This window comes from Shewanella indica, assembly GCF_002836975.1.
Lineage (GTDB): Bacteria > Pseudomonadota > Gammaproteobacteria > Enterobacterales > Shewanellaceae > Shewanella > Shewanella indica.
The window spans coordinates 65,545-87,656 of record NZ_NIJK01000009.1; the positions used below are offsets into that span (position 1 = coordinate 65,545).

The 22,112-nt window shown below is 51.9% G+C and carries 18 protein-coding genes and 2 tRNA genes; 2 read left to right on the forward strand and 18 right to left on the reverse strand.

What is annotated here, in order from left to right; genetic code table 11:
• Positions 1-56: 56 nt before the first annotated feature.
• Entirely contained in the window at positions 57-956 is a 900-nt protein-coding gene (nlpI, locus tag CX650_RS02610) for a lipoprotein NlpI (protein ID WP_101094944.1), read from the reverse strand.
• 153 nt (positions 957-1,109) lie between these two features.
• The gene (gene pnp / locus CX650_RS02615) at positions 1,110-3,212 is read right to left on the reverse strand and encodes a polyribonucleotide nucleotidyltransferase (protein WP_039033644.1); all 2,103 of its coding nucleotides are present in this window, start codon (positions 3,210-3,212) and stop codon (positions 1,110-1,112) included.
• A 203-nt stretch (positions 3,213-3,415) separates the two neighbouring features.
• On the opposite strand from pnp, the gene CX650_RS02620 reads away from it, so the two are divergent.
• Positions 3,416-5,470, forward strand: a complete 2,055-nt coding sequence (locus CX650_RS02620) for a putative bifunctional diguanylate cyclase/phosphodiesterase (RefSeq protein WP_101094945.1) — start codon at positions 3,416-3,418, stop codon at positions 5,468-5,470.
• Between the two features lie 127 nt (positions 5,471-5,597).
• On the opposite strand, the gene rpsO is transcribed toward CX650_RS02620, so the two are convergent.
• The 14 genes from rpsO to rlmE form a co-directional block, all read right to left on the reverse strand.
• Positions 5,598-5,867, reverse strand: a complete 270-nt coding sequence (gene rpsO, locus CX650_RS02625; RefSeq protein ID WP_039033642.1) for a 30S ribosomal protein S15 — start codon at positions 5,865-5,867, stop codon at positions 5,598-5,600.
• 100 nt (positions 5,868-5,967) lie between these two features.
• On the reverse strand, positions 5,968-6,915 hold the full coding sequence (gene truB, locus CX650_RS02630; protein WP_039033641.1) for a tRNA pseudouridine(55) synthase TruB: 948 nt from the start codon (positions 6,913-6,915) through the stop codon (positions 5,968-5,970).
• Positions 6,915-7,328, reverse strand: a complete 414-nt coding sequence (gene rbfA, locus CX650_RS02635; protein ID WP_039033640.1) for a 30S ribosome-binding factor RbfA — start codon at positions 7,326-7,328, stop codon at positions 6,915-6,917. The genes truB and rbfA overlap by 1 nt, the downstream gene beginning before the upstream one ends.
• Before the next feature lie 57 nt (positions 7,329-7,385).
• Complete coding sequence (gene infB / locus CX650_RS02640) at positions 7,386-10,043, reverse strand: translation initiation factor IF-2 (protein ID WP_039033639.1); 2,658 nt, start codon at positions 10,041-10,043, stop codon at positions 7,386-7,388.
• A gap of 24 nt (positions 10,044-10,067) precedes the next feature.
• Entirely contained in the window at positions 10,068-11,567 is a 1,500-nt protein-coding gene (gene nusA, locus CX650_RS02645) for a transcription termination factor NusA (protein WP_101094946.1), read from the reverse strand.
• A 27-nt stretch (positions 11,568-11,594) separates the two neighbouring features.
• A complete protein-coding gene (gene rimP / locus CX650_RS02650; protein WP_039033637.1) occupies positions 11,595-12,050 on the reverse strand; it encodes a ribosome maturation factor RimP in 456 nt (151 codons plus the stop codon).
• Positions 12,051-12,224: 174 nt separating this feature from the next.
• Positions 12,225-12,301, reverse strand: a tRNA-Met gene (locus CX650_RS02655).
• An 82-nt stretch (positions 12,302-12,383) separates the two neighbouring features.
• Positions 12,384-12,470: transfer RNA gene (locus CX650_RS02660), tRNA-Leu, on the reverse strand.
• A 10-nt stretch (positions 12,471-12,480) separates the two neighbouring features.
• Positions 12,481-12,786 carry a preprotein translocase subunit SecG gene (gene secG / locus CX650_RS02665; RefSeq protein ID WP_039033636.1) on the reverse strand — a complete coding sequence of 102 codons (306 nt, stop codon included), beginning with the start codon at positions 12,784-12,786 and terminating at the stop codon, positions 12,481-12,483.
• Position 12,787: 1 nt separating this feature from the next.
• A complete protein-coding gene (gene tpiA, locus CX650_RS02670; RefSeq protein ID WP_039033635.1) occupies positions 12,788-13,570 on the reverse strand; it encodes a triose-phosphate isomerase in 783 nt (260 codons plus the stop codon).
• A gap of 182 nt (positions 13,571-13,752) precedes the next feature.
• Entirely contained in the window at positions 13,753-15,090 is a 1,338-nt protein-coding gene (glmM, locus tag CX650_RS02675; protein ID WP_039033634.1) for a phosphoglucosamine mutase, read from the reverse strand.
• A gap of 98 nt (positions 15,091-15,188) precedes the next feature.
• Entirely contained in the window at positions 15,189-16,025 is an 837-nt protein-coding gene (gene folP / locus CX650_RS02680) for a dihydropteroate synthase (protein ID WP_101094947.1), read from the reverse strand.
• Between the two features lie 113 nt (positions 16,026-16,138).
• Positions 16,139-18,103, reverse strand: a complete 1,965-nt coding sequence (gene ftsH, locus CX650_RS02685; protein ID WP_101094948.1) for an ATP-dependent zinc metalloprotease FtsH — start codon at positions 18,101-18,103, stop codon at positions 16,139-16,141.
• A 44-nt stretch (positions 18,104-18,147) separates the two neighbouring features.
• Positions 18,148-18,777 (reverse strand): 23S rRNA (uridine(2552)-2'-O)-methyltransferase RlmE, encoded by a 630-nt coding sequence (gene rlmE, locus CX650_RS02690; protein WP_025009927.1) that lies wholly within the window; start codon positions 18,775-18,777, stop codon positions 18,148-18,150.
• Between the two features lie 90 nt (positions 18,778-18,867).
• Here rlmE and yhbY point away from each other — a divergent pair, with 90 nt between their 5' ends.
• Positions 18,868-19,167 carry a ribosome assembly RNA-binding protein YhbY gene (gene yhbY, locus CX650_RS02695; RefSeq protein WP_025009926.1) on the forward strand — a complete coding sequence of 100 codons (300 nt, stop codon included), beginning with the start codon at positions 18,868-18,870 and terminating at the stop codon, positions 19,165-19,167.
• A 116-nt stretch (positions 19,168-19,283) separates the two neighbouring features.
• Here the strand turns inward: yhbY and secF are convergent, their stop codons facing one another.
• Positions 19,284-20,180 (reverse strand): protein translocase subunit SecF, encoded by an 897-nt coding sequence (gene secF / locus CX650_RS02700; RefSeq protein ID WP_373297532.1) that lies wholly within the window; start codon positions 20,178-20,180, stop codon positions 19,284-19,286.
• 4 nt (positions 20,181-20,184) lie between these two features.
• A complete protein-coding gene (gene secD, locus CX650_RS02705) occupies positions 20,185-22,020 on the reverse strand; it encodes a protein translocase subunit SecD (protein WP_101094949.1) in 1,836 nt (611 codons plus the stop codon).
• Positions 22,021-22,112 lie beyond the last annotated feature (92 nt).

The window sequence follows — 22,112 nt, forward strand, 5'->3', positions numbered from 1 at the left end:
AGCGCCTCACTCAGGCCTTGGCTAGGCAAGGCCTTTGATTGTCAGATAAAGGTAGATCAGTTAGCCGTCTGTTGCACAGGTTCCGGCGTTTGCTCCAGCAATGCCAGTTCCATTCGGGCATATCTGTGCTCGACAAAATCATAGATATTGGTGGCCAGTGCCAGGCGCAGATAATTAGCAGCCTTATCTTTATCGCCTTGTTCGGCCGCCACCTTAGCCAGATAAAAGTAGGTTTCACACAAGCGCTCTGCATACTCTTTGGGGTGAGTCAGGCCGCTCTTGGCCATGGCAAACACCCGAGATTCATCAACCGCTCCCAGGTAATAGTCGACCAACACTGTCGCCCAGGCATTGTCATCCAAACGGGTACGATTAAACTGCAACCTTGCCAGCGCTTCCTGGGGGGAGAGCTCATATTCGATCAGATATAACCACAGCGCCCGGTAACCATCACTTTCATCCTTGAGATAAAAGCTTTCCATGTCTTTGGCAGCCAGCTGTTTGCGCTCGCCATAGTAAAGTGCAATACCACGATTGAGGAAGGCATAATCATATTCAGGAGACAACTCAAGAACCGCATCAAAGGCCTCATAAGCGCTCTCAAACTCCCCCTCCTGAGTGTAATAAATACCGAGGAAGTTATAGGCATCAGCTAAGTTGGGTTGCAGTTTCAACGCCTGATGAAAATCGATGCGAGCCAAGATCCTCAAGCCCACGCTGTCGTATATAACGCCGCGGTCATAATGAAAACGAGCCCGTTGCTCGGTAGTGAGTTCAGCCCTGGCCAGGATTTCATTAAGTTTTGCCAGAGTGACTTCCAACTTATAGTCCGGCAAAACAGGGGCAACCAACAATTCACTGTTGGCTTCAGACGCCGGCAGGGAAGCGCATCCCGAAGTCAGCAAACTGGCTCCGGCCAGTACAGAAAACACAGCGGCGCGCAGATTAAAACTCATCCAATCCATCCTTTGTCATATCCCAATGCAGGCTCAATCATAGCAATACAGCCGTACCTACGCTATCCGCCTGCGGTGGCAAATCCAAGATAATTTAAGTTTTAACCATAAAAAAGGAGACCCTAAGGTCTCCTTTTCTCATGCAATGAAAGCTTACTCGGCAGCTTCTGGAGCGGCTTGTTGTGCTTCCTTGATAGACAGACGTACACGGCCCTGACGATCCACTTCCATTACCTTAACGGCAACTTCCTGATTCAGTTGCAGGTAGTCGGATACGTTGGCCACACGCTCTTCAGCGATTTGAGAGATGTGTACCAGACCATCTTTACCGGGCAGTATGTTAACGAAGGCACCGAAGTCAACGATGCGGATAACTTTACCCTTGTAGATGCGACCCACTTCCACTTCAGAGGTGATCTCTTCAATGCGGCGGATAGCTTCCTTGGTGGCGTCGGCATTGCTTGAAGCAATCTTTACAGTGCCATCGTCTTCCAGCTCAATGGTAGTACCTGTCTCTTCGGTCAGCGCGCGGATAGTTGCACCGCCCTTACCTATCACTTCACGGATCTTCTCAGGGTTGATCTTGATGGTAGTGATACGTGGAGCGTGGTCAGAGATATCGTCACGGGCAGAGCCAATGGCCTGGTCCATCACATTAAGGATATGCACACGAGCACCATAGGCTTGCTGCAGTGCAATTTCCATGATCTCTTTGGTGATACCTTCAATCTTGATATCCATCTGCAGTGCGGTTACACCATCACGGGTACCGGCCACTTTAAAGTCCATATCACCCAGATGATCTTCATCACCCAGAATGTCAGACAATACGACGAAATCATCACCTTCTTTCACCAAACCCATGGCGATACCGGCAACTGAAGTCTTGATAGGTACACCGGCATCCATCAGCGCCAGAGAAGTACCACACACAGACGCCATAGAGCTGGAGCCGTTGGATTCAGTGATTTCAGATACTACGCGCACGCTGTATGGGAATTCTTCAGCAGAAGGCATTACGGCGTTGATACCACGCCATGCCAGCTTACCGTGACCGATTTCACGACGCTTGGGTGAACCCACCATGCCGGTTTCACCAACAGAGTATGGAGGGAAGTTATAGTGCAACATGAAGCGGTTGGTACGCTCGCCCATGATGGAGTCAATCTTCTGTGCATCACGCTCGGTACCCAGAGTACAGGTCACCAGAGCCTGAGTTTCACCACGGGTGAACAGGGCGCTACCGTGAGTACGTGGCAGCACGCCGGCCATCACAGACAGGGCACGTACCATATCAGGCTCACGACCGTCGATACGAGGCATACCTTTGATGATACGACTACGAACCACTTTCTTCTCCAGGCTACCCAGCAGGCCGTCCAGCTCACGCTGATCCAGTTCAGGGTTTTCCTCGAGCAGCTTTTCAATAGCAGCTTTCTTGACTTCAACTACCGCATCGCGGCGCTCATGCTTGGCGATGATCTGGTAAGCGGCGGTAAGACCTTCCTCTGCCAGCGCCTTAACCTTGGCAACCAGCTCTTCATTGGCAACAGGAGCAGTCCAGTCCCAAGCAGGCTTACCGGCTTCGGCCTTGAGTTCATTGATGGCATTAACCACTACCTGCTGCTGCTCGTGACCGTATACCACGGCGCCCAGCATCACTTCTTCAGGCAGGGCCTTGGCTTCAGATTCCACCATAAGCACGGCGCTCTGGGTACCGGCAACAACCAGATCCAGCTGGCTGTTTTCACGCTGCTCTGCACCAGGGTTCAGCACATATTCGCCATTGATGTAACCGACACGTGCCGCACCCAGAGGACCATTGAATGGAATACCGGAAATAGCCAAAGCAGCAGAAGTACCTATCATGGCCACGATGTCTGGTTCGATCTGTGGATCAACAGAAACCACAGTGATGATCACTTGAACTTCGTTGGTAAAACCATCAGGGAACAGTGGACGGATAGGACGGTCAATCAGGCGGGCGATCAGTGTTTCATCTTCGGATGGTCGACCTTCACGCTTGAAGAAACCACCAGGGATCTTACCGGCTGCGTAAGTCTTTTCCTGATAGTTAACAGTCAGCGGGAAGAAGTCACGGCTTGGGTCTGCTTCTTTCTTGCCAACCACAGTCACCAGAACTGTAGTATCGCCCATGCTGGCCAGAACGGCTGCATCGGCTTGGCGTGCAATAACCCCTGTTTCCAGAGTGACTGTGTGTTGACCATACTCAAAACTTTTTACAATTGGATTCACTTGACCCATTCCTTAATTTAATAACCTTGAATTTCGCGCGTAAGTATACTGCAAACCTCTAGAATAGATAAAGAGTGCCAGATGATGACAAAGACGCTTCTTTTTTCTAAAGTGGACTATATCAATCACATGTTGCTGCATTGCTACCGAATTGGACTAGCCTTGAATATAGAATTCGCCCCCATAATAGCAGGAAAAGGCAGATGAATACCGCCAGGTTCAAGTCGCTCACCTGGAAGCAAACCAATCTGGTGGTTTTCACAGCTCTTTTCTTTGCCGTTGCTATTTTTATCATTGAAATTTTGATTGTAGTGACCACAGAAAGGCAATCGTTGCTCAGTAGTCAACAAGAGTTACTCGACTCAGTTGAACAACCGGCCGCCAATGCGGTCTGGGCATTGGATGACAATTTGGCGCGTCAGACAATGGAAGGCGTGATGAAAGTGGAGCATGTCGGTTCAGCCAGGATCACCCTGGATGACAACTCCCTATTCGTCAATCTCGGCAGCAGCCGTCCTGAGCCTTCTGATACTTTTGGACATTTGAGTCTCAAACTGTTTGGCGATCTCAAGCAGATATCAAGGCCACTGCAACGTCCTTTTTATTTTGAAGGCGCGGAAAAAGAGCAACTGATAGGCACGCTGACCATCAATTATGATACCCGAGAGTTGACCCAAAGCCTGATCAGCCAACTGCAGTTCAGTTTTGCCGCCACCCTGGCCAGGGCGTTGTTTCTGACACTGGTGCTGTCCATAGTGTTCCACCGTTTCCTGACCCAACCCATCGCCCGGATCAGTGAAGCAATAGACAAAATTGACCCTGAGTCACCGGATGAAAACATGCTGCCGGTATCAGCCAACCACAAAGATGACGAATTAGGACTGGTAACCTCCAAATTCAATCAGATCCTTAAACAATTCAGCCAGACCCAAAGCAAGCTGCGCAAAATGGCGACCCGGGACCCTCTCACCGGCCTGCCCAACCGTACCTTGTTATTGGAAACTATAGCCGTTGCCATTCAGCGTGCCCGGGTACATAAACGCAACTTCAGCCTGCTGTTTATCGACCTCGATAGATTCAAAAACGTCAACGACTCACTGGGGCATGCGGTGGGTGACCAGTTTCTGGCAAGAATTGCCCGTATTCTGGAACGGGTGGTCGGAGACAAGGGAACTGTAGCCCGTCTCGGTGGGGATGAATTTGTGATCCTGGCCGATGAGATTCAATCACCAACCCAGGCGGCCGACTTTGTAGACAAGCTGTTAATCCAGCTCAACACCCCGGTGCAACTCAATGAACATACCATTCACCCGGCCGCATCCATAGGCATCTCCATCTATCCCGAAGATGGCCTGAGTGCCGAAGATCTTATTCGTCACGCCGATATCGCCATGTACAGCGCCAAGGCAGCCGGTTCTAACCAATGGGCCTTCTTCAAGCAGCAGATGACAGAGCGAGCGGCGGTAAGACTGCGCACCGAAGCCTCGCTGCACGATGCCATTCGCAACAACGAATTTCTGCTGCACTTTCAACCAAAAGTTAATATCGAGACCGGTGAACTGGTGGGGTGTGAGGCACTGATCCGCTGGCAAAAAGACGGCCGTTTGATAAGCCCCATGTCCTTTATTCCGGTTGCCGAAGAAACCGGGATCATCATTCCTATTGGCCGCTGGGTCATAGAGCAAAGCTGCCGGGTACTGCGGCGCTGGCAAAAACGCTATAATTTCAGTCCTCCAATCGCTGTCAATGTCGCTTCACAACAGTTTGCCGACGCCAGCCTGGTACCGGATATCAAACAGATGGCCCTGCGTTATCAAATAAGGCCCGAACTGTTGGAGGTGGAGATCACCGAGACCTCATTGATGAATGACATTGAGCTGGCGATCAGCAAGCTTGAACAGCTTAAATCGGCAGGCTTTGGTATTGCCGTCGACGACTTCGGCACGGGTTACTCATCCCTCTCTTACCTAAGACACCTACCAATCACCACCATGAAGATTGACCGCTGTTTTGTGACCGATCTTCCTCAAGAGAGCGCAATAGCTTCCACCATTCTGATGCTGGGGCGACAATTGGATCTGAAAATTGTCGCCGAAGGTATTGAGAACGAGCAGCAACTCGAATGGCTGAAGCAAAATCATTGCGCCATAGGTCAAGGCTTTTATTTCAGTCAGCCGCTGTCACTGGAGGAGTTTGAAGCTAAATACATAGCCCCCCATAATGCCAGGATCCTCAAATTGGATGGCCAACTGAGCTGAGTTGTAATCAATAGGTTTTAGACGACTGACATTAAGTGAAAAGGGACGAGCTAAAATACGCTTCCCCAAAATTGCAGACACAAAAAAAGGAGGCCTGGGCCTCCTCTTCTTTTGGTACAGTTCGCGATTAGCGACGCAGACCCAGCTTCTGGATCAGAGCGGTATAACGAGCAACGTCGGTACGCTTCAGGTAAGCCAGCAGCTTACGACGAGAACTAACCATACGCAGCAGACCACGACGTGAGTGGTGATCGTGAGTGTGTTCTTTAAAGTGGCCTTGCAGGTGGTTGATCTGAGCAGTCAACAGCGCAACCTGAACTTCAGTAGAACCGCTATCGTTTTCGCCACGGCCGAACTCAGCCAGGATTTTCGCTTTCGCTTCAGTACTTAGTGACATGTGTCTCTCCAAAATAGTCTTGATAGTTTCCCCAGCCGATCACTAACTCAGCCAAGGGCGCGACATAATAACCCCAAGGGCTGTAGATCGCAAGTCAAGCTCAGCTTTTTGCCTCAGGCAACACTACCAAACGCTTGGGAGCCAGCAAACCATCGTCATTCATCATGCCGACACCAATAAAGCGTTTGCTGTCACCCAAGGTGATCCGCACCAGAGTATCGGCTTCCAACTTAGCAACCCGCACCGGGTTACCATTAAGCAGATATCCGGCCATGGCATCGGGGACATTGCACTCTGGAAGGTCGGCAACCGCCGTATCCATGGGAAGCAGCAAAGGGTCCAATAGCTCGGAAGGCACCCGCTCTTCGGTCATGGCCTGTTCCAGCAAGGCTTCGAGCTGTGCCAGACTAACCATGCGTTCATAGGGATAACCCGCCACCTGAGTACGACGCAGCATGATCACATGGGCGCCACAACCAAGCATTTCACCCAAGTCATCTACGATAGTACGAATGTAAGTGCCCTTGGAACAGTGAATATCCAGCGTCAGCTCGTCATTCTCCCAAGAGATGAACTTGAGCTCATAGACGTGAATAGGCCTGGCTTCCCGAGGCACCTCTTTACCTTCCCGGGCGTACTTGTACAAGGGCTGACCCTGATACTTGAGCGCCGAGTACATGGAAGGCACCTGCATGCTATCACCACGAAAATGCTCCAGCGCCTGTTCCAGTTGGGCCATGGAAAACTCAACCGGCCGGGTTTGCACCACTTCACCATCTGAATCGCTGGTATCAGTGCGCTGCCCAAGCTTGGCAGTCACCAGATAACGTTTATCGGCATCCAACAGGTGCTGGGAAAACTTGGTAGCTTCGCCAAGGCAGATGGGCAGCATCCCGGTCGCCAGTGGATCCAGCGCGCCGGTATGGCCAGCCTTGGCGGCATTGTAGATCCGCTTTACCCTTTGCAGGGCAAAGTTGGAGCTCATGCCTGTGTCTTTATCCAACAGGACGATACCATCGACCAAACGGCCTTTGGGACGACGCGCCATCAGTTGTTTTCCTCATCCTTGTCTTGAGATTCGGTGCCAAAGGTTTGCTGCTTGGCCTTGTCCTTATTAATAACCTCGGTTACCAGGTTGGACATTCTCATCCCCTCGACCAGAGACTTGTCATAGACAAATTTCAGTTCAGGCATCACCCTAAGCTTCATTCTGCCGGCAACCAGGGTGCGGGCATAAGGCGCTGCCTTGTTGAGTGCAGCCAGCTTCTCATCAACCTTAACCGGGTCTTCTTCAAAGAAGGTGACATACACTTTTGCATAACTCAGATCCCGTGAGACTTCCACGTCGTTGACTGTGACCATGCCTACACGAGGATCTTTCATATCACGCTGCAGTACCTGCGCCAGTTCCTGTTGCAGTTGCTGGGCGATACGCCGGGTACGACTAAATTCTTTTGCCATAGTATTCTTCCCCAAAATCAACAAGGGCGGCCTCAGCCGCCCTTTTCGATGTTGTCGTTACAGGGTACGGGCAACCTCGACGGTTTCGAACACCTCAATCTGGTCGCCTACGCGAACATCATTGTAGTTCTTCACGCCGATACCACATTCCATGCCATTGCGAACTTCGCTAACGTCATCTTTAAAGCGACGCAGAGACTCAAGCTCACCTTCATAGATAACCACGTTCTCACGCAGAACCCGGATAGGTGCGCTGCGCTTAACGATACCTTCGGTCACCATACAGCCGGCGATTGCACCCAGTTTAGGCGACTTGAACACATCTCGCACTTCAGCCAGACCAATGATCTCCTGCTTGAATTCAGGAGAAAGCATACCGCTCATGGCCGACTTGACTTCGTCGATGAGGTCGTAGATCACGCTGTAGTAACGCAGATCCACACTCTCACTTTCGATGGTCTTACGAGCCTGAGCGTCAGCACGGACGTTGAAGCCCACCATGATGGCGTTGGACGCTGCGGCCAGAGTCGCATCTGTCTCGGTCAGTGCACCCACGCCACTGGCGATGATGTTCACTTTCACTTCTTCGGTAGACAGACGAGTCAGCGAGTCGACGATGGCTTCCAAAGAACCCTGTACGTCAGACTTGAGCACGATATTCAGCTCTTTCACTTCGCCTTCGGTCATGTTGGCAAACATGTTTTCCAGCTTGGACTTCTGCTGACGCGCCAGCTTGATGTCGCGGAACTTACCCTGACGATACAGGGCAACTTCACGGGCCTTACGCTCGTCTCGAACAACTGTCGCTTCGTCACCGGCAGAAGGCACCCCGGACAGACCCAGGATTTCAACCGGAATCGACGGACCGGCTTCAGTGATGTTCTTGCCGTTTTCATCCTTCATGGCACGGATCTTACCGTACTCCAGACCACACAGAACGATATCGCCCTGACGCAGAGTACCTTCCTGAACCAGGATGGTAGCAACAGGACCGCGGCCCTTGTCCAGCTGAGACTCAACAACCACACCGGCGGCCATGCCGTCACGTACAGCCTTGAGTTCGAGGATTTCAGCTTGCAGCAAGATACCTTCCAGCAGCTCGTCCACGCCCATACCTGTCTTGGCAGAGACAAACACGAACATGTTGTCGCCGCCCCAATCTTCCGACATCACGCCATGCTGGGACAGTTCACTCTTGACGCGATCGACATCGGCTTCAGGCTTATCCATCTTGTTCACTGCCACGATCAGCGGTACACCGCCGGCCTTGGCATGCTGGATAGCTTCAATAGTCTGAGGCATTACGCCATCATCGGCAGCCACCACCAGAATCACGATATCTGTGGCCTTAGCACCACGGGCACGCATAGCGGTAAACGCGGCGTGGCCAGGAGTATCCAGGAAGGTGATCATGCCGTTATCAGTTTCTACATGGTAGGCACCGATATGCTGGGTAATACCACCGGCCTCACCAGCCGCGACTTTAGTGCGACGGATATAGTCAAGCAGCGAAGTCTTACCGTGGTCAACGTGACCCATGATGGTCACAACCGGCGCACGAGGCTCCAGTTTGACATCTTCACCGTCACGGTCAGCAAGAACCTGATGTTCCAGCTCGTTTTCACGGATAAGCACAACCTTGTGGCCCATCTCCTCGGCAACCAGTTGGGCAGTTTCCTGATCCAGTACCTGGTTAATGGTCACCATAGAGCCCATCTTCATCATGGTCTTGATGATTTCAGTGGCTTTGATGGCCATCTTCTGCGCCAGTTCGGCCACAGTAATGGTTTCACCTATGCGTACATCGCGGTTTACCGCAGCAACCGGCTTATTGAAGCCATGGCTCATGGCTTGAGGCGCACGATTGCGGATGTTGCGCTCACGACCGTCACGGGAGTCCTTGGTACGTTTCTTACCGGCACTCTTGTGACGTGAACGACGACCACGCTTCTCTTCATCCATATCACTGGTATCTTCGGCGGCGCGGGCCACTTTGGAGGTGGTGATATGGTGATCGCTGCGCTTCTCGGCTTCAAGACGCTGGCGCTCTTCTTCGGCCCAGCGTTTTTCATTCTCTTCAGCCAGGCGACGGGCTTCGGCTGCCGCACGGGCGGCTTCTTCATCGGCCTTGCGCTTAACAGCTTCAGCCTGAGCCGCTTTCAGACGCTCGGCCTCAACACGGGCAGCTTCCTGCTCAGCGCTGGTCTTGGGATCGGCCTTAACCTCTTCTTTGGCTTTACCGGCATCCTGAGCCACTTTAGCCTTGGCCTTGGCTTCAGCTTCCGCCTTGGCTTTCGCTTCGGCTTCTGCCTTAGCCTTGGCTTCAGCTTCTGCCTTGGCTTTCGCTTCGGCTTCTGCCTGAGCTTTGGCTTCGGCTTCGGCGCGAGCCTGTTCTTCCGCCTGACGGGCCAATTCGGCCGGGTCACGCTTCACAAAGGTGCGTTTCTTGCGTACTTCGACTTTGACGTCTTTGGACTGGCCGCCGCTGCCGGCAACACTCAGAGTCGATACGGTTTTACGCTGTAATGTCATCTTGGTGGGCGCACTGTCCGCACCATGTTGTTTTTTCAGGTAGTCCAGCAGTTGCTGTTTCTCGGCCTCGGTGACACTGTCATCCTTGCCTTTCTTGATACCGGCCTTGGAAAACTGCTCGATCAATCGGTCTACGCTTTTTCCCACTTCAGTGGACAGTTTCTCTACTGTTGTCTCTGCCATCAGTTAAATCCCCCTGTTGATCGACTATGCTTCTTCGCCAAACCAACAGATGTTGCGGGCTGCCATGATGAGCTCACCTGCTTTTTCTTCTGTCAATTCTTCAATTTCGATCAAATCGTCAATGCCTTGCTCGGCTAAATCTTCCAGAGTTATCACACCCATACTTGCCAAAACGTACGCCAGGTGGCGATCCATTCCAGGCATGGACAACAACTCTTCGCTAGGTTCGGCACCATCCAGTGCTTCTTCGGATGCCAGTGCACGGGTAGACAAGGCAGCCTTGGCGCGCTCACGCAATGCGGCAACTATGTCCTCATCAAATCCTTCGATGGCCAACAGCTCGGAAACAGGAACATAAGCCACCTCTTCCAAAGAGGTGAATCCTTCGTCGGCCAGCACCTGGGCGAAATCTTCGTCCACATCCAACGCACCCACGAACAGCTCCATCACTTTGGCGCTTTCGGCCTGATGTTTCTTGTTCATGTCTTCCACTGTCATCACGTTCAGTACCCAGCCGGTCAGCTGTGTCGCCAAACGAACGTTTTGACCATTGCGGCCGATAGCTTGTGCCAGACTATCGGCTTCGACGGCGATATCCATTGAGTGGTTATCTTCGTCAACAATAATTGAGGCCACATCGGCTGGTGCCATAGCGTTGATAACAAATTGTGCCGGGTTATCGTCCCACAGCACTATGTCAACACGCTCGCCACCAAGTTCATTGGATACAGCCTGCACCCGGGCACCGCGCATACCGACGCAAGCCCCGATAGGGTCGATACGACGATCGTTTGATTTCACGGCGATCTTGGCCCGTGAACCTGGGTCACGGGCGGCGCCCATCACTTCGATCATCTCATCGGCAATTTCCGGTACTTCAACACGGAACAGTTCGATCAACATTTCAGGCTTGGTGCGGGTCAGGAACAACTGAGCACCACGTGCCTCAGGACGCACAGCATACAGCAGGGAGCGTACCCGGTCACCAGGACGGAAAGTCTCACGGGAGATCAGGTCTTCTTTGAACAGCACGCCATCGGCGTTATTGCCGAGATCAACCACTACGCTGTCGCGGTTGCTCTTTTTGACCACACCGGTAACCAACTCACCTTCTTTGTCGATAAACTGCTCGACGATTTGGGCGCGCTCGGCCTCACGAACTTTCTGTACTATTACCTGCTTGGCGGTTTGAGTAGTAATACGGTCAAATTGTACCGAATCGATTTCATCTTCAATGAACTCACCAGGCTGGATCTCAGGGTTCTCATAACGAGCCGCTTCCAGAGTGATTTCACGGTAAGGGTTTTCCAACGCTTCACCGTTATCATCAACCACCAACCAGCGACGGAAAGTCTCGTAATCGCCGGTTTTGCGATCTATGGCAACACGAACATCGATATCGCCTTCATACTTTTTCTTGGTTGCGGTAGCCAGCGCAATTTCGAGCGCCTCGAAAATCTTTTCGCGCGGTACAGCCTTTTCGTTGGAAACCGCTTCAGCGACCAGCAAAATATCTTTATTCATCGTCTTGCCTCGTTCACCTTGAAACCATCAAAACTTAGCGATCAGGTTGCCTTTACGGATGTTATCCAAGGCAATAATCAAGTCTTTTCCATCCACTGTCAGGGTGAGCATCTGCCCTTCCACCTTAGTGATGGTACCTTTTAAGTTACGACTACCCGCCACCGGCATAGTCAGTTGAATCTTTGCTTCCTCTCCAAGGTACATACCATATTGCTCAGAGGTGAACAGCGGCCTATCGAGACCGGGAGAGGAGACTTCCAGTGTGTATTCGGAAGTGATTGGGTCCTCGACATCCAGAATGGCGCTCGCCTGACGACTGGCATTGGCACAATCTTCAATATTAATGCCGTTCTCACCGTCAATAAAGAGCCGCAAGATTGAATGCTTGCCGGCCTTAACAAATTCAATACCCCAGAGCTGGTAGCCGAGGCCTTCCACTGCCGGAGTAAGCATTTCTGTGAGTCTGGATTCTAATGTTGCCAAGGTAACCCCCGAAAAACAAAAAAGGGCTATTAATAGCCCCAGTATTGAGCTGCCGTAAAAGGCAGCAAATTTAAAAGTCCCAGATAACAAAAAACCCCGTAATCACGAGGTCATTATGTTCAAGAACCTGTAAACAGGATGAATTATCTATCAGCTTAATTCATCACTGGGAGCTGGTTGCGGGGGCCGGATTTGAACCGACGACCTTCGGGTTATGAGCCCGACGAGCTACCAAGCTGCTCCACCCCGCGTCAACTGCTGCAAGTTTACTGATTTCAGCTTTTACTTGCAATAACTGAGAAAAATTTCATATCGATTAACTCAGTTAAAGATTGGTGCCGAGAGCGGGACTTGAACCCGCACGACCGTTAGGTCACAGCCACCTCAAGGCTGCGCGTCTACCAATTTCACCACCTCGGCATATTCGGTATTAGTCTGGAATTTTAGTCTCAGACTGTTGGGTCTGTTCTACTTCAGGCCCCAATATGTTGGTATCCTGCTTCACGTGGTGTGCACTCATATTGCCAATAACCAGGCTTAGAGTGAAAAACGCGATAGCGAGAATCGCCGTTGTCCGAGTCAGAAAGTTACCTGAACCTGCTGAACCGAACAGGGTTCCTGAAGCACCGGCACCAAAAGATGCGCCCATGTCAGCCCCTTTCCCTTGCTGGATAAGAATGAGTCCAACCAGACCCAAAGCTACCAACAAGTAAATAACCATCAGTACTTCTTTCATATTAAGCGCTCATTGCTATTGAACATAAACTCAAGAATTCGGTAGAGTTTAAGCTAGCACCGCCTATCAGTCCACCATCCACATCAGGTTGGGCGAATAAATCTGCAGCATTACTCGGTGTGACGCTGCCGCCGTACAAGATCCTGATATTTTCCCCAATATAAGGGGACACTTCAGAGAGGCGATTGCGTATAAACGCGTGAACTTCTTGTGCCTGCTCCGGTGTTGCGCTCTTACCTGTCCCTACAGCCCAAAGGGGCTCATAGGCGATGATCGCATTATCAAAAGCCATGGTACCGTTCTTTTCGATTACCACATCAAGCTCCTCGGCAAGCACCTCGAAGGTACGTCTTGCCTCACGAGCCGGGCCAGATTCACCAACACAAAGTATCGGAGTCAGACCGTGCTTTTGAGCAGCAGCAAATTTCTCTGCCACTATGTTACTCGTCTCACCGTACATACGGCGGCGTTCCGAGTGACCAATTATCACATAACGACAACCGGCATCTTTCAGCATCCGCCCTGAGGTTTCACCAGTGTAAGCACCAAAATCGTGCTGACTCAGGTTTTGAGCCCCCATTCTAACCAGAGAACCATTCAGGGTTTCTTTGTTAGCTTCGAGCAGTTGCCTTACGCTTTCCAGGTAAATCGCTGGTGGGCATAAAACCACTTCAACAGAATCATTATGTAGCTTGCTGGCAAACTTCTTGAACAGCTCTTGTGCTAACTGCGCACTGCCATTCATTTTCCAGTTACCTGCTACCATTGGACGTCTGAGTGCCATCACCATCTCCTCTGAAAGCGGCGTGAATAATAGCGAACCACTTATTAACTTACAATACCTGATTACGGAATTTTTGCGATTTACTGTGTGTTCGGCTACTTTTTATGCTCACACTCAGTAAATCGCTCACAATTCCAGCTTAAGTTATTAATTTTACTTTAATTAAGCTAAAGAATGCCAGTTTAAACCGCTTGTTTGACTGCAGCGGCTATGGTTTCGGCATGGGCGCGCACCAAGGCTTCATCATCCCCTTCCACCATTACCCGAATCAAAGGTTCGGTTCCGGATTTACGCAGCAGTACCCGGCCACGCTCGCCAAGTTGCGACTCAACCTGAGTCTGGGCATCTTGTACCAGTTGCGACGCCAGCGGATCTGAGTTGCCTTCAAAGCGAACATTAATAAGGACCTGGGGCAACATCTGCATCGACTCGGTCAATTCTTCCAGTGAGGCGTTGTGACGACGCATGGCCGCCAGCACAAGAATACCTGCAACTATGCCATCTCCAGTCGTGCCATGGTCCAGATTGAGGATATGACCTGAGTTTTCCCCCCCTATGCGCCAATCTTTCTCTTTCAGCAGTTCCATTACATAGCGGTCACCGACCTTGGAACGGGCAAAAGGGATATTGAGCTGTTTGAGCGCCAATTCGAGCCCGAGATTGGACATCAGAGTACCGACAACCCCGCCTTTGAGGATGCCGCGCTTTTGCGCGTCGCAGGCAAGAATATAGAGGATCTGGTCGCCGTCTATAATGTCACCTTGTCGATTGACCATCATGATACGGTCGCCATCACCGTCGAGGGCGATACCCAGATCGGCGCCTTCGCTGACCACGGTTTCACAAATCTTGGTCATGGAGGTCGCACCTACTTGATCATTGATATTGATGCCATTGGGCTTATCCCCTATGGTCACTACCTCGGCGCCCAGTTCACGGAACACATTGGGGGCAATGTGATAGGTTGCGCCGTGAGCACAGTCCACCACTATCTTGAGTCCGGCAAGGGTTTGATCCGCCGGGAAGTTACCTTTGCAATATTCGATATAACGACCGGCGGCATCATCGATACGGGAGACCTTCCCCAGTAGATGCGACTCGACACAAACCAGAGGCTTTTCCAGCTCGGCTTCAATCTCAAGTTCCAACTCGTCATCCAGCTTGCTGCCATCTGTGGAGAAAAACTTGATACCGTTATCATAGTAAGGATTGTGAGATGCACTGATAACCACTCCGGCCTCGGCGCGGAAAGTTCGGGTCAGGTAGGCGACTGCAGGCGTAGGCATAGGGCCCATCAACATCACATTGAGTCCGGCGGCAGACAGGCCGGCTTCCAGCGCCGACTCAAACAGATAACCAGAGATCCGGGTATCCTTGCCTATGATCACTTTACGAGTGCCACTGCGGGACAAGACTCTACCGGCAGCCCAGCCAAGCTTAAGAGCCAACTCCGGGGTCATCTTGCCCGCTCCGACTTTGCCGCGGATCCCATCCGTACCAAAAAACTTTCTCACGTTCACTCCTACTGAGAACCATCTTCAAATGGCTATTCTATATACTGTAAACCTAATATTGGCTGACCTATTGGCTTGAAATGCTTTTATCCCAAATACATTTCCTATCCAAAGCGTTTGCTGGCAGCCATCACCTTGAGTACATCGCAAGTCTCTGCGACATCATGTACCCGAATAATATGTGCGCCCCGCTGAGCAGCCAGCATGGCGCCAGCCAGGCTGCCTGCCAATCTATTATCTACGCTGCGCTCAAGCAGATTTCCTATCATACTCTTTCGCGACAGTCCGATAAGTAAAGGCAGATCAAATTTTGCCAGCTCTTGTAAATGAGCCAGCAGATGATAATTGTGTTCCAGCGTCTTGCCAAATCCAAAACCCGGATCCAGCAATATTGCCTCTCTGGCGATCCCCGCTTCAATACAGGCCTCGATACGCTTGGCAAAGAAGTCATTCACCTCGGCGAGCAGATCCTCATAGTGAGGCTCATTCTGCATGGTTCTGGGCTGCCCTTGCATATGCATCAGGCACACAGGCACCTGCAGCTCAGCAGCGGCTTGCAGGGCTCCCGGCTCCTGCAAGGCCCGTACATCATTGATAAGGTGAGCGCCGGCATTGATACCGGCACGCATCACTTCGGCTTTACTGGTATCCAAAGAGATCCAAATTTGGGGATGCTTGGCAGCAATATACTCCACCAGGGGGACAACCCGGGCAAGCTCCTCATCGACACTGACATCGGCAGCACCGGGCCGGGTGGACTCACCGCCGATATCGATAAACACGGCGCCATCGGCCACCATCTGGTCGGCGTGCTGGCAGGCCAGTTCAAAGGAAGAAAAACGCCCGCCATCGGAAAACGAATCCGGGGTTACGTTGAGGATCCCCATCACCTTGGGCTCATCGAGTAGTAGTTGCTGAGCACCGGACTTCAATTCAAACACTCATTACTCCCTTACGCGTCAAGCGCGAGAACATCTTTCTTGGATTTAGTATTGTGCCTTGCGGCAGAAACAAGAAAACCCCTTGCGGGGTTTTCTTTAACCTCAGAATGGGCCTATTTCAGCGGGCTCTCGCCGGGCTTGCCCAAATCTGCAGCTGTATCACTCGGCTCATGCTCTTCAACTTCAGTCTCTTCAGGCTTTGCAGCTTTATTGCCGTTATTACCGTTGGAAGAACCGTTGTCATCCATATGCCAATCGACCGGAGGACGCACTTCGCGGCGCTCCATCAGGTCCTCTATCTGGCGCGAGTCTATGGTCTCATACTTCATCAGCGCATCTTTCATCGCGTGCAGTACGTCCATATTCTCATCCAGCAGTTGTTTGGCTCGCTGGTAGTTGCGGTCAATGATGGCCTTGATTTCAGAGTCTATGATGGCCGCTGTCTCATCAGACATATGCTTGGACTTGGCCATGGAGCGGCCCAGGAATACCTCACCCTCTTCCTCTGCATACAGCAGTGGACCGAGTCGCTCGGAGAAGCCCCATTGGGTCACCATGTTACGGGCAATGGCCGTGGCATATTTAATGTCCTGAGATGCACCGGTAGAGACTTTTTCAGTGCCAAAGATAATCTCTTCGGCCAGTCGACCACCGTAGGCCACGGAGATCTTACTCTCCAGCTTCTGGCGGCTCTCACTGATGGCATCGGCTTCCGGCAGGAAGAAGGTCACACCCAAGGCGCGGCCTCGAGGGATAATGGTTACCTTATGCACAGGGTCGTGCTCAGGTACAAGATAACCCACAATCGCGTGACCGGCTTCGTGGTAAGCCGTCATCTCTTTCTCGGACTCAGACATCACCATAGAGCGGCGCTCGGCGCCCATCATGATCTTGTCTTTGGCACTCTCAAACTCTTCCATGGTCACTACACGGCGATTACCGCGAGCAGCAAACAGTGCCGCCTCGTTAACCAGGTTGGCAAGATCCGCACCAGAGAACCCAGGCGTACCGCGGGCAATCACACTGGCTTTAACATCGTCTCCCAAAGGCACTTTACGCATGTGCACTTTAAGAATTTGCTCACGGCCGCGAACATCCGGCAGCCCCACTACAACCTGGCGGTCGAAACGGCCTGGACGCAGCAGCGCGGCATCCAACACATCTGGACGGTTGGTTGCGGCGATAACGATAATACCTTCATTACCTTCAAAGCCGTCCATTTCCACCAGCATCTGGTTCAATGTTTGCTCACGCTCGTCGTGACCACCACCGAGTCCGGCACCACGCTGACGGCCAACGGCGTCGATTTCATCGATAAAGATGATACATGGCGCCGACTTTTTGGCCTGCTCGAACATGTCACGTACCCGGGAGGCACCGACACCGACAAACATTTCCACAAAGTCAGAACCTGAGATGGTAAAGAAAGGCACCTTGGCTTCACCGGCAATCGCCTTGGCGAGCAAGGTTTTACCTGTACCTGGAGGACCAACCATCAAGACACCGGTAGGAATACGGCCACCGAGTTTCTGGAACTTAGTCGGATCACGCAGATAATCCACCATCTCCTTCACCTCTTCCTTGGCCTCATCACAACCGGCCACATCGGCAAAGGTGGTCTTAATCTGATCTTCGCTCATCAGCTTGGCTTTACTCTTGCCAAAGGACATGGCGCCTTTACCGCCACCGCCCTGCATCTGTCGCATAAAGAAGATCCACACCCCGATAAGCAGCAGCATGGGGAACCAGGAGATAAAGATCTGTGTCAGGAATCCTGACTCTTCGGCTTCCTGCCCTTTCATACGGATGCCTTTACGATCCAGGTCATTGATCAGATCCTGGTCATACAAGGGCATAATGGTGGTGAACTTTTCACCGGACTTTTTAACGCCTTCTATCGTACGTTGGTCGCTTTTCACTTCCACGTTGCTGACTTGGCCGCTACGAACATCGTCCAGGAAAGTCGAATAATCCATCTTCTGCGCTGACGAAGAAGAGGGGGAGTAACCCTGGAACACGGACATCAGCACCACGGCGATGACCACCCAGAGAATCAAATTTTTTGCCATGTCACTCAATTACTGAACCTCACAAAGTCTTGAGATTTACTTCAATCAGGGTACTACAACTTGTACCCTGTCGCTACCAGATAGACCTCGCGAGAACGTGGCCTGGAGGAATCCGGCTTACGGGTTTTTACAGTCTTGAACGCTTGTCTGACTGCTTTCATATACTCGTCAAAGCCCTCCCCCTGAAAGACTTTAACAGCAAAACTGCCATTGGCTGCCAACACCTGATGACACATATCCAGCGCCAACTCCACTAAATACATGGCTCTGGGCTGATCCACACCATCTGAACCACTCATATTGGGCGCCATATCCGAGAGCACCAAGTCAACCTTATCTTCCCCTACACGAGTCAGCAAGGCCTCAAGGACTTTTTCCTCACGGAAGTCTCCCTGAAGGAAATCGACGCCAACGATTGGGTCCATCGGTAAAATATCACAGGCAACCACTTTACCTTTTTCACCGACCAACTTGGCTGCTACCTGAGACCAACCTCCGGGAGCGGCCCCCAGGTCAACCACTGTCATCCCGGGTTTAATCAGCTGATCTTTTTGTTGCAGCTCCTCTAACTTGAACGCGGCCCGCGAACGCAGCCCCCGTTTTTGTGCCAATTTGACATAGTGATCATCAAAGTGTTCCTGCATCCAACGGGTGGAACTGGCCGTACGTTTCTTACCTGACATTCAAAATCCGCAACAAATGAGAGTTACACAAGGGCTATATGAGGGTAGAATAGCGGCTTTTCAACAGTAACTCAGCAAAAGTTGGTAGAAATGAACTTAACAACCAAACAGAAACAGCATCTAAAGGGCCTGGCACACAGCCTCAAGCCAGTAGTGCTGCTTGGTGCCAATGGCCTGACTGAAGGGGTACTGGCTGAAATTGATAATGCGCTCTCTCATCATGAGCTGATTAAAGTTAAAGTCGCCTCTGAAGACAGAGAACTGAAAGCCGCTATCGTTGATGCCATTGTCCGTGAAACCCAGGCAACCAAGGTGCAGCTGATAGGCCATGTATTGGTGCTCTTCCGCCAATCCGAAGAGATGAAAATCGCTCTGCCCAAGGCCAGATAAGCCCATTCCCCTCAAAAAAGCCACCTAATTAAGGTGGCTTTTTTGTTGCCAGTATCCCATCGGCGCGCACATTGTGGCGCCGGTGGATTAAATCAGTATTAATTGACGGGTTTCAATCAGGGTGTCTGGGTCACAGGCGTCACCCGATAATGTTCACTGGACAGTCCCAACCATTCCGGCAATGAAGTACCAACTGATATCGATGAGAAGGTACCGGTCAACACCCCGATAAACATAGCGATGGAAAATCCTTCCAAGGGACCTCCGCCCATGATCCACAGCGCTGAAATGGTCATCAGGGTAGTACCGGATGTCACCATGGTTCGGGCAAAAGTGGCAGCAATCGCCTGGTTATTGATGTCTTTTACCGCCAGCTTGGGTTTGGCAGCCAGCAATTCGCGGATCCTGTCGGCAATAATGATGGAATCGTTGAGCGAATATCCCAAAATGGCCAACACAGCCGCCAGCACCGTCAGGTTGAACTCCATCTGAGTGGCGGCAAAAAAAGCCAGCACAAAGATAACATCATGTACCAGAGCAAATACCGCGCCGGCTGCCAGACGCCACTCAAAGCGGTAAGAGAGATAGCCCAGAATACACAGCATAGCCACCAGCAAAGCCAAACCGCCCTGCTCAGCCAACTCCTGGCCGACCTGAGGCCCGACTATGCTGGTATTGAGCACTTCCACCTGAGTGTTCATACCCGCCAACACTTCCGGCATTTCGGGCATACTCTGTCCGGCACTTGGCGCGGCATAACGCAGCACCCAGCGTCCCGGCTCACCGGCAGCAATCAGGCTGACTTCCTGACCATAGGCCTGCTGCAACAAAGGTTGCAACGTCTTGGCGCTGATTGAGCTTTCGATACGGATTTCACTGACCACACCGCCGGTAAAATCCAGCCCCCAGTTGAGCCCCTTGACGGCAATCACACTGATGGACACTATCATCAAAACTACAGAAATCGCGCTGCTGAAATAACGCCACTTGGTTGCATTTTTCATATTAATCATAATATTAAACCCTCACGTCGCGGCTGAAGTTCTTGCCATAAACCAGATTGATAATCGCCCTTGAGGCAAAAATCCCGCTGAACATACTGGTCAATAACCCCAGTCCCAGCGTCAGCGCAAACCCCTGAATAGGACCATTACCTATGGCGTAGAGCACTACGGCGGTGATCATAGTGGTGAAGTTGGCATCGAAAATGGTGGAGAAGGCGCTGTCAAAGCCCTTGTCAATGGCGTGCGCCAATGCTCGCCCTTCACGAAGCTTGTCGCGGATCCGCTCGAAAATCAGCACATTGGTATCCACCGCCATCCCCACTGTCAGCACCAAACCGGCAATCCCGGGGAGCGTCAGCACCGCGCCGGGGATCAAGGCCAGCAAACCAAACAGCAGCACCATATTAGCCAGCAGTGCCAGGTTGGCGACCCAGCCCAGTCTGCGATACCAAAGCGCCATAAACACCAGGGTGATCCCCAGACCGAGCGCCAGGGCGGCAAAGCCGTTGTGAATATTTTCTGCCCCCAGCGTCGGGCCTATGGTGCGCTCTTCAACTATGGTGACAGGCGCAGTCATAGAGCCGGCCCGCAGCAAAAGAGCCAATTGCTGCGCATCCTGATAACTACCGGCGCCGGTTATCCGAAAACGCTCCGGCAGCACAGACTGGATGGTGGCGACACTGATAATTTCATTGCTTTGCACCGCCTTGCCATCGGCATCGCGACTGTACTCACTGTATGCCGTGGCCATAGGTTTACCGATATGGCCTCGGGAGAAGTCGGTCATACGGCGGCCGCCTTCACTGTCCAGGGTAATATTCACCTCTGCAGCGCCCATTTCTCCTATTCCGGCACGGGCATCGACAATATGCTCGCCGGTCAGCACAGGTTTACGTGCCACGGGCACAGGATTGCCGGACTTGTCTTTAATCAAGATGGCGCCGGTGGCACTATCCTTAACCTCATAGAAGGCCAGAGTCGCGGTCGCCCCTATCACGCTCTTGGCGGCCGCCGGGTCTTGAACACCGGGCAGCTCGATACGGATGCGGCTCTCGCCCTGACGCTGCACCAAGGCTTCGGTGATCCCCAGTTCCTCAATTCGGGTACGCATGATCTGCAGATTTTGCTGCACCGTCAGATTACGCAGGTTGATTTTCTCGGCCTCCGTCAGCACCAGCTTGAGTTGACTGTTATCGCTGCTCACCTGCCAAAGTGGGTATTGCTTGGCCATAAATTGCCGCACCTCGGCGCGAGCCGCCTCAGGCATAATCACAGTCAGTTGCTCTTCAGCGCCCTGACGCACACTTAAGCCACGGATCCCCTTTTCTCTGGCAAAGGCGCGCAGGGCGTCGGCCAATGAACTGCCTTGAGTCTGATACACAGGAGCAATATCCACATCCAACAGAAACTGCACCCCACCACGAAGATCCAGTCCCAGTTTAATGGGTTCAAATCCCATGCCGAGCAGCCACTCGGGCGCCGCCGGGCTCAAGGCCAAAGTGAGCTCAGCCGGATCTTGGGCATGATTGGCCAGCAATGACTTGGCCAGTGTCTGTTGGCCTTCGTCATTGAGAATAACCAAGGTTTGCTGATCTTTGCTGTCCAGGCGCTTGACGAGAATATCGGCCTTGGCCAGTTCAGAAACTATCTGGGTCGGAGATAAGGCTATTCCAGCCTTGGGAGAAATTTGCACCGCGGCATCTTCACCATACCAGGTTGGCAAGGCGCTCAGCGCCATCACCACCAGAGTGACTACCAACACCAGATATTTCCAGGCGCTGTAGTGATTAAGCAATTTTTTAGGCTGGCGCCCACGGCCATTACTCTTTAATAATGAGTCAGTTATCATATTTATGCTCTCTTTTCGACTCGTGGCTTAAGCCACATATCACAGTCGCAGTCATCCAATGAAGGAGTGACTGACAACAGATGAAGTGAAAC

Excerpts from the sequence above, each read along its gene's own strand:
- rpsO (WP_039033642.1), bottom strand. The coding sequence starts at position 5,867 with ATGTCACTAAGTACTGAAGCGAAAGCGAAAATCCTGGCTGAGTTCGGC.
- infB (WP_039033639.1), bottom strand. The coding sequence starts at position 10,043 with ATGGCAGAGACAACAGTAGAGAAACTGTCCACTGAAGTGGGAAAAAGC.
- yhbY (WP_025009926.1), top strand. The coding sequence starts at position 18,868 with ATGAACTTAACAACCAAACAGAAACAGCATCTAAAGGGCCTGGCACAC.
- rlmE (WP_025009927.1), bottom strand. The coding sequence starts at position 18,777 with ATGTCAGGTAAGAAACGTACGGCCAGTTCCACCCGTTGGATGCAGGAA.
- nusA (WP_101094946.1), bottom strand. The coding sequence starts at position 11,567 with ATGAATAAAGATATTTTGCTGGTCGCTGAAGCGGTTTCCAACGAAAAG.
- CX650_RS02620 (WP_101094945.1), top strand. The coding sequence starts at position 3,416 with ATGAATACCGCCAGGTTCAAGTCGCTCACCTGGAAGCAAACCAATCTG.
- rbfA (WP_039033640.1), bottom strand. The coding sequence starts at position 7,328 with ATGGCAAAAGAATTTAGTCGTACCCGGCGTATCGCCCAGCAACTGCAA.
- nlpI (WP_101094944.1), bottom strand. The coding sequence starts at position 956 with ATGAGTTTTAATCTGCGCGCCGCTGTGTTTTCTGTACTGGCCGGAGCC.
- tpiA (WP_039033635.1), bottom strand. The coding sequence starts at position 13,570 with ATGGCACTCAGACGTCCAATGGTAGCAGGTAACTGGAAAATGAATGGC.
- secD (WP_101094949.1), bottom strand. The coding sequence starts at position 22,020 with ATGATAACTGACTCATTATTAAAGAGTAATGGCCGTGGGCGCCAGCCT.
- secG (WP_039033636.1), bottom strand. The coding sequence starts at position 12,786 with ATGAAAGAAGTACTGATGGTTATTTACTTGTTGGTAGCTTTGGGTCTG.
- truB (WP_039033641.1), bottom strand. The coding sequence starts at position 6,915 with ATGGCGCGTCGTCCCAAAGGCCGTTTGGTCGATGGTATCGTCCTGTTG.
- secF (WP_373297532.1), bottom strand. The coding sequence starts at position 20,180 with ATGATTAATATGAAAAATGCAACCAAGTGGCGTTATTTCAGCAGCGCG.